At 34.4% G+C, this 12,016-nt stretch carries 20 protein-coding genes; 2 read left to right on the top strand and 18 right to left on the bottom strand.

The window, feature by feature from the left end; translation table 11 throughout:
- The 12 genes from G7061_RS04180 to G7061_RS04125 form a co-directional block, all read right to left on the bottom strand.
- Complete coding sequence (locus G7061_RS04180; protein ID WP_236261723.1) at positions 1 to 1,731, bottom strand: terminase TerL endonuclease subunit; 1,731 nt, start codon at positions 1,729 to 1,731, stop codon at positions 1 to 3.
- Positions 1,712 to 2,125 (bottom strand): P27 family phage terminase small subunit, encoded by a 414-nt coding sequence (locus tag G7061_RS04175; protein ID WP_240914427.1) that lies wholly within the window; start codon positions 2,123 to 2,125, stop codon positions 1,712 to 1,714. Before G7061_RS04175 ends, G7061_RS04180 begins: the two co-directional genes overlap by 20 nt.
- A 108-nt stretch (positions 2,126 to 2,233) precedes the next feature.
- Positions 2,234 to 2,629, bottom strand: coding sequence for a hypothetical protein (locus tag G7061_RS04170; RefSeq protein WP_166119164.1), 396 nt, complete (start codon positions 2,627 to 2,629; stop codon positions 2,234 to 2,236).
- A gap of 2 nt (positions 2,630 to 2,631) precedes the next feature.
- Complete coding sequence (locus tag G7061_RS10830) at positions 2,632 to 3,024, bottom strand: HNH endonuclease (RefSeq protein ID WP_205700111.1); 393 nt, start codon at positions 3,022 to 3,024, stop codon at positions 2,632 to 2,634.
- A complete protein-coding gene (locus G7061_RS04160) occupies positions 2,996 to 3,181 on the bottom strand; it encodes a hypothetical protein (protein WP_166119161.1) in 186 nt (61 codons plus the stop codon). The genes G7061_RS10830 and G7061_RS04160 overlap by 29 nt, the downstream gene beginning before the upstream one ends.
- 176 nt (positions 3,182 to 3,357) lie before the next feature.
- Positions 3,358 to 3,771: a hypothetical protein gene (locus tag G7061_RS04155; protein WP_166119158.1), complete on the bottom strand. Its 414-nt coding sequence runs from the start codon at positions 3,769 to 3,771 to the stop codon at positions 3,358 to 3,360.
- Between the two features lie 136 nt (positions 3,772 to 3,907).
- Positions 3,908 to 4,201: a hypothetical protein gene (locus G7061_RS04150; protein ID WP_166119155.1), complete on the bottom strand. Its 294-nt coding sequence runs from the start codon at positions 4,199 to 4,201 to the stop codon at positions 3,908 to 3,910.
- Between the two features lie 118 nt (positions 4,202 to 4,319).
- Positions 4,320 to 4,682: a hypothetical protein gene (locus G7061_RS04145; protein WP_166119152.1), complete on the bottom strand. Its 363-nt coding sequence runs from the start codon at positions 4,680 to 4,682 to the stop codon at positions 4,320 to 4,322.
- 104 nt (positions 4,683 to 4,786) lie between these two features.
- Positions 4,787 to 5,077 carry a hypothetical protein gene (locus tag G7061_RS04140; RefSeq protein WP_166119146.1) on the bottom strand — a complete coding sequence of 97 codons (291 nt, stop codon included), beginning with the start codon at positions 5,075 to 5,077 and terminating at the stop codon, positions 4,787 to 4,789.
- Positions 5,064 to 5,414 (bottom strand): hypothetical protein, encoded by a 351-nt coding sequence (locus G7061_RS04135; protein ID WP_166119140.1) that lies wholly within the window; start codon positions 5,412 to 5,414, stop codon positions 5,064 to 5,066. The genes G7061_RS04140 and G7061_RS04135 overlap by 14 nt, the downstream gene beginning before the upstream one ends.
- Complete coding sequence (locus G7061_RS04130) at positions 5,411 to 5,596, bottom strand: hypothetical protein (protein ID WP_166119137.1); 186 nt, start codon at positions 5,594 to 5,596, stop codon at positions 5,411 to 5,413. Before G7061_RS04130 ends, G7061_RS04135 begins: the two co-directional genes overlap by 4 nt.
- A 24-nt stretch (positions 5,597 to 5,620) precedes the next feature.
- Entirely contained in the window at positions 5,621 to 6,220 is a 600-nt protein-coding gene (locus G7061_RS04125) for a hypothetical protein (RefSeq protein ID WP_166119133.1), read from the bottom strand.
- Positions 6,221 to 6,387: 167 nt separating this feature from the next.
- On the opposite strand from G7061_RS04125, the gene G7061_RS04120 reads away from it, so the two are divergent.
- On the top strand, positions 6,388 to 7,185 hold the full coding sequence (locus G7061_RS04120; protein ID WP_166119129.1) for a TIGR02391 family protein: 798 nt from the start codon (positions 6,388 to 6,390) through the stop codon (positions 7,183 to 7,185).
- A gap of 136 nt (positions 7,186 to 7,321) precedes the next feature.
- On the opposite strand, the gene G7061_RS04115 is transcribed toward G7061_RS04120, so the two are convergent.
- Genes G7061_RS04115 through G7061_RS04095 form a run of 5 tightly spaced genes read right to left on the bottom strand, consistent with a single transcriptional unit; the run spans position 7,322 to position 10,111 of the window.
- The gene (locus tag G7061_RS04115; RefSeq protein ID WP_166119125.1) at positions 7,322 to 7,945 is read right to left on the bottom strand and encodes an HNH endonuclease signature motif containing protein; all 624 of its coding nucleotides are present in this window, start codon (positions 7,943 to 7,945) and stop codon (positions 7,322 to 7,324) included.
- The gene (locus G7061_RS04110; RefSeq protein ID WP_159740739.1) at positions 7,935 to 8,195 is read right to left on the bottom strand and encodes a hypothetical protein; all 261 of its coding nucleotides are present in this window, start codon (positions 8,193 to 8,195) and stop codon (positions 7,935 to 7,937) included. The genes G7061_RS04115 and G7061_RS04110 overlap by 11 nt, the downstream gene beginning before the upstream one ends.
- Positions 8,192 to 9,058 (bottom strand): hypothetical protein, encoded by an 867-nt coding sequence (locus tag G7061_RS04105; protein ID WP_166119121.1) that lies wholly within the window; start codon positions 9,056 to 9,058, stop codon positions 8,192 to 8,194. The genes G7061_RS04110 and G7061_RS04105 overlap by 4 nt, the downstream gene beginning before the upstream one ends.
- On the bottom strand, positions 9,021 to 9,794 hold the full coding sequence (locus tag G7061_RS04100) for a hypothetical protein (RefSeq protein ID WP_166119118.1): 774 nt from the start codon (positions 9,792 to 9,794) through the stop codon (positions 9,021 to 9,023). The genes G7061_RS04105 and G7061_RS04100 overlap by 38 nt, the downstream gene beginning before the upstream one ends.
- The gene (locus G7061_RS04095; protein WP_166119113.1) at positions 9,791 to 10,111 is read right to left on the bottom strand and encodes a hypothetical protein; all 321 of its coding nucleotides are present in this window, start codon (positions 10,109 to 10,111) and stop codon (positions 9,791 to 9,793) included. Before G7061_RS04095 ends, G7061_RS04100 begins: the two co-directional genes overlap by 4 nt.
- A 90-nt stretch (positions 10,112 to 10,201) precedes the next feature.
- Here G7061_RS04095 and G7061_RS04090 point away from each other — a divergent pair, with 90 nt between their 5' ends.
- Positions 10,202 to 11,089, top strand: a complete 888-nt coding sequence (locus G7061_RS04090) for an Abi family protein (protein WP_159645643.1) — start codon at positions 10,202 to 10,204, stop codon at positions 11,087 to 11,089.
- Here the strand turns inward: G7061_RS04090 and G7061_RS04085 are convergent.
- Positions 11,082 to 12,002 (bottom strand): tyrosine-type recombinase/integrase, encoded by a 921-nt coding sequence (locus G7061_RS04085; protein ID WP_159645645.1) that lies wholly within the window; start codon positions 12,000 to 12,002, stop codon positions 11,082 to 11,084. The two genes, G7061_RS04090 and G7061_RS04085, sit on opposite strands and share 8 nt — an antisense overlap.
- Between the last annotated feature and the right edge of the window lie 14 nt (positions 12,003 to 12,016).

Here is a 12,016-nt window from a genome sequence, read left to right as displayed (position 1 = left end):
CTAGATATAGACAGTAATAGTTTGTTGCTCCAATAATTCGTGAGCTTGCATTGCATGCACAAAAGCCATGAATGTATCGTTTTTTCGTAGCTTAGGTTCAATTTTCTCAAATGTAATATCACCGTTTTTATTACGCGTTAGTGCTGTATTGTTTATGGACCAGCGCATCATTGCTGAATCTCCAATATTGATTTTTCCTTCTGCGAAGAGACGCTCAATCATCGGGCCTAAAATATTGTAAACTGAAGTATTAAGACGAATCATTCGGAGCAGTCCAAATGAATTGTCTCTAGACTCAACATCGAAACCATACTCATTGAACGACTTTTTGAGCATTGGAAATCTATGACTATCACTGACAATTTTCAGTACATTATACTCTTTCATACCGTCTGTAATCCATTTAACAACATCATTTTCGTCAATGTAATCTTCATCAATAATTTCGAAATCTGTGAAGCCATTACTTCCAATAGAACCAAAATCAAACTTGATACCAGCGAAAAATTTACTGCGCTTACATACCCATGTTTTTGATTTCCATACGTACTCATCATTTTCTTTAAACAAAAATCCTGCTGATACAAAATCATTGAAGGTAGCAAGGTCTATTCCTACTACAGCATTTTTCCCACGTAATTCATCATGTGTTCTTGGAATTTTTAGATCTACATCGGAATATGAAGCACGTCTAATGTTTTCCCAACTTGTTACTGCCACTTCTTCATCATTTAATGTGAAATTCATACGTTTTGAGTAAAATTCCAATTTATATGAAGATTGTTTGGTCATTTTTTTGTAATCTTGAATCACTTGATGCTTCAATACCGGCATATAACGTAGACTTGGATTCGCTTTACACCACGGTGTAATATCAACATCCGCCTCATCATGTGTTTCCCAGTATTTCTTCATTGGTTCATGGATAAGAGGTTCCTCATCTAATCGAATTCTATTGATAAAAGGAAAAATACCTAAATGGTTATGCTCTCCATTCAGAATGGATGTAGAATTATCAATTTTTTCATCGAATGGGCCACCTCTCACATTTCCATTTGTGGAAATCACCCACGTTCGAGCATGTTTAACTTTCCCGAGACCTGATGTAAATACATTAATCTGATCGTAGTTCTCGTAAGCATGAAGTTCATTGATTATTACCATGCCAGTTTTTTTACCATCTTTGGTTCTTGCATTTGTTGTATTGAATCGAAGCTTAGATTTTGTTTGTTTTCCAATGATCACTGTTTTATTCCAATAAAAGAGTTTTTTCATGGCCTCCGCGTTTGATTCCAACATGTCATAAACTACATTGAATGAATCTAGAGCTTGTGTTTCTGCCATCGCAACAATATCGATGTTATAGTTCTTTACACCATACATCGGAGTTAGGAGGAAACAAGCAAGTGGCATCAAATACCCATCTTTGCCGTTGCCACGCGCCATAATATCAAGTTGTTCAGGAAAGGTTACAATATCTTGATTGTCTTTACGATACATAAATGCAAAAGCATACCGAAACTTTTGATAAGGAAAGAGTTTATAGAACCAACGCTCAGCAAATCGGATGCATTTTTCGTATGTTTCGACATCGAAATATACATTTTCGTCAATCAAGATTGGCTCTACTACGTTTTCAATTAACAACAAGACGTCACTAGATACTTCATTTGGATTATCTTTTACAAATTGAATGTATTCATCGATGTATTTATGTATAATCCGATTCATCGTATTTATCTACTCCAGTCAAGGGTTCCTGTAGTTTCAAATCCTGAAGTATTTTAAGCATCATCTTACTTGTTTCTCGAAGTTCCTTTACGGATTCGTTAGTTTGTTTCTTTGGAAAACCATTACCGGATGTAACTGTAACGATTAAACCACGATTCTCAATATCCCTTCGGAATCTTTCTTTGAGGTCATAATAGAAAAGATAATCTTCGATAAGATTCGTATAAAAACTTTGCAGTCTTCCGGAGTCTTCTAATTGATAAATCAGATCTTCTTTGATAGAAAGTCTCTTTTGAGTTTCTTCAGCTTTTTTACCAATCTTTGATGGGTTTGTTTTTCCCGATTTTTCCTTATTATTGGAATTCTTTGTTTCAGTTGGCATTTTCTTAGGCATTTTGACCCCACCCCCTTTCACACGAGAGTTTTGTTTTTTTTGTACAGTCAACCACCACATCCGCTCCTATTAACAAATATTCAATTCGTAGATTTTGACGGGGGTATCTTAGCTTAAACAAGCAACTTCAGTTGCACGATATGAAATTAATCCACCAACTAATTCGATAGTAAATAGAAAACCATCTAGCTCTACACTTCGTTTCTTTGGTAACTTATCATCATTCAATCCAAGATAGTTTAATACATCTGTAGCCTGACCATTCGTTAAGTTAGTAACAGTTGTCGTCAGCAACACCATCAAGGTAAGAGCAATCATTGAATGTTCTTGATCATTGCTTGGTTCAATGAAAACCATAAAACCAGTTACAACTTCATCATCATTGAATACTGTTGCAGCAACCTTAGGTGTGATATTAATTACTGATGCATATTGTTCTACAGATTGAAGTATGGGATTAAACCCTTTTACCTTCAAAAGATTAATCAATTTATCTGTATTCATAATTACCACCTTTCCTCTGTAATTACTTTTCTTTTCTTGAAATTATCACGCCATCTACCTTCAATACGTTCATGCGCTTCGAAGGATAAACTCACTAAGTTTGACACATCAAGTGCCAACTCCGGATATTCTCGTAGAGGCTTGATGTGATGGACTGTAGTCGCTGTTACAAGACTTATGTAGTCTGGAGTGACTTCATGTTTGAATTTGCCTAGAAACCATTGACAAACGCCCTTATCGCGAATCAGCGCACTCTCTCGTGCAATATCCCAGTCTGTTGATTTATAAAATGAATCTACATTCCCCTTCTTGATTTCAGCAATCCAGTCTTTTGGTGGACTTCTTCTTGCTCTTCTTTTCTTCTGCTTAATCATGATGTTTAAAATGAGTTTCAATTAATGCAGAATCCAAGTAGCCAATTCCCTTATTTGCAACCAACACTCTTACTTTATTTCGTATTGATTTTCCAACACTGATTATGTCACCTGGAACAATTTGAATTGTTTCTAAATGATCTGTTTTTGCAACACAGTGCTTATTACATACAAACATATGTTCATCCTTTCTTAATCGTTATCACCATCAATCCTCCGATGGTAACCAAAAAGAAAAGACACAACTAGTGTGTCTTAACGAGGAAATTTGCGAACAAGGGCAATATGGAGATGTGAAGTTCGCAACAACTTCACGCTATCATAGTATCATGATTTTCTTAGCCCAATTGTGCTTTATTTTATTGACGACAAGTACTCTATCTCACTATCAATTCTTCTCTTTATCCATGATCGTTCATACCCCACGATATTAGCAACTTCTTCATCCGTCCTTTTTTCAATCATAAACTTTTGTACAAGTAGATCTTTATTTTTAGGTCTTGCTAATTCCACCCATATTTCGCAAATCTGAATCGTGCTCTTACATTGGTAGATCATTTGCTTATTTATTTGGTCAAACTCGGCCATTTTATCTGATAGTCTAGACAACCTCATGCCGTGGTTGGTCCCTGTAGACACAAACTCTTCATATGAAATGCCCGATATTCCTGTACCTGGTAATGACTCAAAAAATCTTCGTCGCAAATCTGGATATCCTTCTAACCATCTTTTGCAGCTAATATAACTATTAAATGTGTCACGTATCATTTTTCTTCTTCTCCATTAGTGTTCGATTTTCTTAGCGCGTCCAAAGTTGACTTAATAATGATTAATATCAAGGCCCAAATACAAACTACTATCAGTAATCCAAAAGACCACTTCATAGTTTCTGCAAGAGATTCCATTAATGCACCCCTTCGATCGGTTCGTCTTGATTTATTATCCTGTATATTTCTTCAATTAGTTTCGATACCTTTTCTTCTTGGCTTCTACCCCTGAAGGTTGCGACGGTAATCGTTTCATAATCAAATTGCTGCAAAACAATCATTGGAGAAACCCATTCATTTTGAGGTAATGGTTGCTTTATCAATACATCAACATCCACATATCTAAATCCGAAGAAACTGTATTGTCTATCAATAGAAACTCTTTCGATTCTTTCTTTTTCAATGATTGCATTTCCGATTAAAACTTTCATAATTCATCCTCTTTTCTTTGTTTTAGATATTCAAGAATACGTATATCTTTTCTTGAATTTTAATAATGTAATATGAGCCACTATTTAAGCGGTTCTATCGATTGTTTTATAAATTAACCTATTTCTTATAAATCATGATGTTTTGTGCTTCTAAGTACCTGATTGTTAGGTTTATTGCATTTAGTTTAATAAGGTCATTTCCTTGGTTAAAGTCAGTAATTAAAACCTCTTTTTCGATAATGTCTCTTGTCTGTTCCCCGAACCATTTAAAGTTGATTACAATTCTTTCGCCAAGAATGCTTGAGTCATATTCAACCGAAATCAATTCAAAGTCGTAGTCATATTTTTTAGCATTCATGCGTTCCCAAGCTTTAACAACTTCTTCCCATGTAGGTGTTCGATGCATCTCGACCAATTTATCAAATTCTTCCTTTGTAAACTTGTGACCCCAAATAGAAATGTTTTGGGATTCAGTGGACATATTTAATTTACCCTCTTTTAACATTTTCAACCCTCTTTTCTTTGTTTAGATTATTCAAGAATACGTATATCTTTTCTTGAATTTTAATAATGTAATATTAGCCACTATTTAAGCGGTTCAAATGATTGTTTTAGAAAATAACCTATTTCTTCAAAAACATGACCTAATGTATGAATTAAATCAACGATGAACTTTGTAATGATTTGTAATACTTCAGCTACTGGCTCAATAATTTCATTCACGAACAAATGATACAGTTTGTGAATTTTTCCTTTGTAGCTATATTCGATTCGAGTTTGTGTTGCTAGCGAAAGGTATTTCCAATTAGGACCATTCATAAGCTCAATATCTTTTTGTATTGAATTCAGAATGCTGGTAGCATCAGTTCTTTTCATCAACATTCTCCTGCGCTTCTAAGTATCTGATTGTTAGGTTGATAGCATTTAGCATATCCACAGTTATATCCACATACACATCATCATTAGATTCGATACCGTCTTTCAACGATACAAATAATGGGTTTTTCCCATAGCCTACCAAGAAAAGCATTTTAAAATGTTCCCATAAATTTACATTATCGTATCCTAACTTTTCCCAAACAAGCACAATCTCTTCCCATGTCGGTGGTTTATGTTGCTCGATAAAACTTAAAAGTATGTCTGCGTTTTTCCGACCATCGAGACTAAGTTTAGTAAATGATTCCATTGCTTCTTCAAAAGTTACTTGTTTCATTCTTCGTCACTCCTATCTTCTTGACGAAGCCTAAATTCGCCTTTCCACTTTTTACAAAGGCTTTTGAAAAATTTAGCTGCTGTTTCTTCTGTATAACGATAAATTGTTTTACCTGTTGACATGTGGACGATCGTACACCATTCATCATTTAGTAAAACTTCAACATAGTATCTTTGTTTCATTCTTCATCACTCCATTCTTTACAATTAATCATTTGCATTAAGTTGAATACTTGCCATTCTTAATGCTTCAACCCATAAGTAGAATCGTAATGGTGTTGTCTTTCCAAAGTGGTTGAATGTTTCGTGATAGTCGACATCATAATCTGAAATTCGTGATCCGTTTAAAGCAATCCAAAACGACCATTCTCCTCCAGTTCCTGAATACTCAACTTCTCCCAAACATTCACGAAGTATCTCCTCAATTTTTTCCAATTCATCTCTATCAAAGTCTTCACTTTTTTGTTCTTCAATCCATTCTTCAATATCTTTTTCAAGAACATTTACATTCCATGTTGAGTATTGTTCAGACCAAGACACAATCTTTTCTTTTAGATACTGATAAGACTCGGTCCAATTATCAGTGAATCTAGGGAACCACGTTAAATCGAATACAGCACTTCCTAAATCTCCACTTAGATACATATGATTTCTGTTAAGTACGAAACGGATTGCATAATGCGATGATCCAGGACTTTTCCAGTCCATAACTTGGACATCTTCCGTATCAACAATCATTACCGCCTCATGATTTTCAAAGTTTTCTATTTCTTCTTGTAGAATTGCATTTAATATTTCGTTATTCATTTTATTTCCTCTTTCTAACAGGTAGATAACCTGTATCTTATTTGAATTTTTCAAACACTCCTCAAAGCCTTTGTAGAGTTGCTGAAAGTAATGTTTATCACATTTATAGTTTTTGTTGTTTTAAATAACATGCTCTGTATAATATATATAATGGAGGATGGACAGCGATGACAATGATTACCGAAGGTTCAATTGAAGGAATTTGTAGAATAATGGGAGATAACCTGAGCGGAACAGAAATTACTAGGTTACTCGAAACTGCAAATTTTCCTGCAAACAACTACATGGAGGGTGATACTAAATGGCGAAGATTGTATGCCTTATTCACAGAATATTCAGCTACCTATAAATCCCAAAATCACATATATAAAGTAATTGAGGATTTTCTAAATCCCAGAAAATATGTAAGCAACCAAAAAGCGCATAAAGAAATTCTAGATCAAATGAACATCATTCTTGCTTTTGATGGCATTAGAATTTTGGAAAGCGGTAAAGTCAGCACTACCATAGCTGCAACAACACTAAGAGAAGCTAATATCAATTCATCATCATTTAAAATGAAACTTAGTAATTTGAATATTCATCCAAAAATTCTTAGCTATTGTACACCCGAAATCTTAAACAATGATTACCACTCAATTATCTTTGAATCATCCAAAGGCTTATACGATGACATACGAATTCGTACTGGTCTCGTTACGGATGGTTCGAGATTAATTGATGAATGCTTTAAAATTAGTGATCCCTATATCGCGTTCAATACTTTGCAAACTGATACCGAAAGAAATGAACACAAGGGTTTCATAGAACTGTTAAAATCAATCACCAGTATGTTTAGAAACCCTCGAGCTCACACCCCGAAAATTTATTCATCTGATAGTGAATTTGATTGCATTCAAATATTGCATTTAATCTCTTTTGCATTTTATAAACTTGATAAATCGATTGTTGTTAAGACAAACTAAGCACACCATACTAACTTTTGTTTCATAATTTTCTTTTGTAAGTTTTCAAATAACCTGCATGTTATTTCCTTTTTCAGAACACTCGTTACAACCTTTATACAAAGGCTGAAAGAGTGTTTTTATTTTTTTATAGTTTTTATAGTTTCTTATCAACTAACTTACTCTTTTTATTCGTCAGTATCTCAATGCTTGATATTAATGCTCCCGACTTAGTTACCTCTGGTTCCGAGTGAAATAAATTTTTCTTACTCATAACGGCCGAGGTCCCGAAATTAACAAGCATTAGATTTTCAATAGATACATTTTGCTTATCTCGATCAAGGAAAATAATTCGATGACCTTTGGGTACCGGTCCGTTGACAGATTCCCAAACTACTCTATGCTTCGGTTTCCAGTTCTTATAGCTATATCTCTCATCACTAACCTTGATCATAATATATCCGTCTTTATCAATTCTTTCTGAACCAATAGGCCTCTTATTTGTGGATTCTTGCCCCTTTTTGAAACTAGTTTTGTTACCTCCAACATTGAACATGCCTTTTGTACCTTTATTAAAGGGTACATGTCCTTTCTTAAACGTTCCTCGACGCTCCCCTGTTTTAATGTTGTACCTAAGCTTTGCATTGGCAATCTGTGACACAGTGTATTCCTCGCCAAAATAATCTGATGCAAGTGCAGCAATCTCTTTTGTCGTAAGTTTTTTTACATTATTACGTATAAAATCTACAACTTCACTTCTATATTTATTATTATTCTTCATGATCTATCGCTAGAATTCCTGGTAGTTTGGTATTTCGGTTACCGTACCCATATTCATCCTTATGTTTGTGCGCATCCAGAACAACACGTGCATTATCAACTATAGTCTTACCAACTTCGTTAATCTGTTTAGCGCGCTTAATTTCTCTTTCAAGCGATTCTCCTTCTAAATCTTCATTTGAAAGTGCATCTAGCGTTCCAAATAGGTATTCGTTTAGATCATTTAGTGTTGTTTTTGTATTTTTACTCATTTTATTTCCTCCGTTGGCCATTCGCCAATAAATTTCAAATGCCTTATATCTCTACTTGTATCTTTAGGATCCATAAAGTGTAAGTACTTCGATGTTGCCATTTCTTTTAATCTACTGAACAACGACCTGTCAATTCGCTCTAATTGCACGTCTGTAAGCTCTGTACTGATGATTGTTATCAATTTGGGGTTATTGTACCTGGCATTTATGATTGCACGCGCAGTACGTTTCTCTAGGTCACTAAGTTTATTTATGTCGTTATCCATGCATTTGAGAAAATCATCAATGTACAACAATGGTATCGATGACCACATGCTAAACTTTTTGAAGTCAATAGCTCTATAGTTATCAGTCGCTTCCGCCATTTCTCGCTCCCATAAGAGGTATTCAGGGGAATAACCCTTATAGACAAGGTAATTCGCTAAAGTCGAGCACAAGCGTGTTTTACCGCTCCCTGCTATTCCACTCATGAAGAATAATTGAGTAGGATCCTTTCGGAAATCTTTTGCTGAATTGAGGAAGATCTCCTGCCACTTAAATTTCGTAATGAAGTTATTGAAAGAATGATTGATAAAATTTGACATCCCCCCTGCCGTCAATCTATACATGTAGTCGCTTTTGACCTTGCAAATGCACTTTTTTGTATACACCTTATTAAAAACTCCTGTCGGTGTATGTTTCTTTTTCGTAGTGCCGTCTGGCCCATCAATAATTGTTGTAATGATTTCTTCTTTTTCTTCAACAAGTTCTGCATCTTCCTTAGTAGTCACTACGAATCCTCTGTCATTACAAATCTTGCATTTAACTTCATAGTCGTTCTGGATACTATGTGTATCCAATTCCTTCTGTGCTATCTTCTGCATACTTTTCCTTTCTGTCCAAACCATTTGTTCCACTTCTGTAGTTTGATTTTGCTACTTCTTCGTCAGTGAATTTGGATATTCCTCTTTTGAGGAAATCAATTAGCGACCACTTATAATCGAAGTAGTACTCTTTTGATTTTATGATTGCATCATATGTATCAATGGCCATAATAATTTGTTCACTACCGAGTTCATCAATTAGAATCTGAATTTGTTTTGTAAGTTTATCGTCCATCGTTCGATGCACTCTAATTTTCTTAGAGTTCCAATGATCAAAAATACGAACTATATCTTTATTATTTAATTCTTTATATTTCTTATATTTCTTCTTTGTGTCAGGTTGATGTCGGTTTGATGTCACTTTGATGTCACTTTGTTGTTCACTGTCTTGATAATCGCTCCAATTTAACACAGTCACAAGTGTATATTTGTTAGTCGTTTTGATGTTCAACATTTGAGAACTCGCAAACGATTTAAGCATTCGCATTAACGTAATTCCCGAAACTCGATTTGCTTTCTTTACACCTTTATTAAATTGCTCTTCAAGAACATACCTACCAGTAACAAACTCACCAGCATTCAATGTTACTTTTTCACCATTGATTAATTGACTAGTTTGTTCATAAGCAGCGTTGAATAAACAGATCATCCATAACTTCATTTTGTTGGAGTCTGTGAATACATCCGAGTTCATCATTTTCCGATGAACTTTTATATATCCGTTACGTTCAATCATTTAGATTCAATCGCTTTTCTAATCAATTTAAATTGGCCGTCAATAATTTTTTCATTCATCGCATATGACCATTGCAATCGAGTTCTATGTATTTGAGTTTCTTTTTCTATTTCAGGAATTGAACCTGAAGCTACAACTTTTCCAGTTGTGACATCAACTAATAGATACATATTTATCACTCCTTTTCTTTGTTTTTTTTGGTAGATAACCTGTATATTATTTGTAATTTCAAAAACTAGATAATTGGCACTCACCAAGCCTTCTAATAACCTTTTTAAAAATCTATACTTTTTTATATTTAAGTCATTGATTTTCATGCGTCCCCATGTTAAGATTCATATGTGAACGGGGTACCTTAGTACCAGCAAAGGGAGCTACAGCTTCCTTTGTTTTTTTTAGGAGAAAATATGGCTGACATTTTTTTGACTCATAATACTCAACTAAAGAAGTTGAGAAACAAAAATTTAGAAGTTCCTGCAAGAGCAAAACGAATACTAGAATCCGAAGGATACCATGCCGTAATAAATGGATATAGAGATCCCTTTAAGGCAACTACCAGTCCTGAGTTTATTTTTTTACCAGGAACACATTTTGATGAAATATATGCACTTTATGAGATGGATAGAGATTTAAGAAATGTATTCTTAAAAAAAATACTGAAGATTGAACAAGCACTGAGGTCCTCCATCGCATACCATTTTTCTAGTAATAATAAATCTAATAATCGAGCATACTTAGACTTTAGAAATTTTGATTATACTAGAACTCAAAAGAATATTATGAAGCACGGAAAACTAAGGACAAAATATATTGGCACCGATGTACACAATGTAATCGCTACTCTATCAAAAAAAATGTCAAGCTCTCATAATGAAGTAATTAAGCATTATATTACTGAGCATCAATCAGTTCCGCTATGGATACTTGTTAACACTCTAACGATGGGCGAATTGCTTTATCTATATACTTTTCTTATGCCAAATCAAAGAGCTGCTGTAGCCAAAGATTTTAACGTCACTGATGATGAGTTGCATTGGTTTATCGAACAGTTGAAAATTTATAGAAATAAATGTGCTCATGAAGAGAGATTCTATTGTTATAAGCAAAGTTGGGGAATGACAGATGTCTATCATTTACACAACCGTATGAAGTTCTTTTTCACAAAATCTGATGCAAATAAATTGGATAGAAATGTAATAAATACGTTTACAAAGTATTCATCAAGTTTTAAGACAATACCGTTCTCCAATCTTTTGACAGAAATGGGTTATCCTGCCAATTATCTAACTACCTAATATCCTCCATAGATTTTAAATAGTCTTCTAGTGTACCTCTTGTATATACTCTCGTTGTTTCAACGCTCGAGTGGCCAAGGATATCACTTAATTGTGCGAGCTTCAGCTCGCCTTTTTTATTTACAAAGTTGAAACCAAAGTAATGACGGAATGCGTGTGGTTTGACTTTCTTTTTATTGATTTTGCACATACCGGCAACTACTTTTAAACCATCATAGATTTGCCTGTATTCAAGATTAACAACCTTATCGACATCTTTATCCAATGCCTTGGTGAATGTTCTTATTTCACGCCCTAGAGGTCCTGGTAATGGAACTCTACGCACTTTACCCTTGTTATCAACCGATACAAAGTTATTCTTAACTGCAGCAACTGTAAAACTTGGAAGTTCATTGACACGTACTCCAGTTTCGCCCATTATCCGAATGGCAAAGTATAAGTTCATATTTTCTAATGCTTTTGCTTTCATCCACATTCTTTTGTATTCGTGTTCATAGATACGATGCGGAAGCGTGTTGTCGTTTTGACTTTTGACCTTAGAGATTTTCAAATCACCCAGATCACAATAAAATAGGAAACGATTAACCGAAGTTATGTATGAATTAATTGTTGATACTGCTTCATATTCTTCGAGCAAATCTTGCTTCAGTTGAATTAAGTCATCTTTACTCATAAAATCATCAAAACTCGAATATTCGTTGATTAGCTTCTTAGCGCCTCGCATGTAGACTTTTATGGTGCTATCTGCAAACTCGCTTTCATGCAATGATTTAGGATAACTCTCTAAGTATTCCAATAAATCTTCTTTAGTTAGTTCAGGCACTTCATCTAGTTCCTTTTGGATTGCTTCAAGTTGAGCCTGCAAGAACGCTCGTTTAGAGTTCTTGTTTAAGTTTTTGTTTTTCTTAGCCATTAAGGTTCCTCCAT

Source organism: Erysipelothrix sp. HDW6B (genome assembly GCF_011301115.1).
Classification (GTDB): domain Bacteria; phylum Bacillota_I; class Bacilli_A; order Erysipelotrichales; family Erysipelotrichaceae; genus Erysipelothrix; species Erysipelothrix anatis.
The sequence above is the reverse complement of the archived record's forward strand: the minus strand, read 5'-3'. Positions and strand labels throughout refer to the sequence as shown.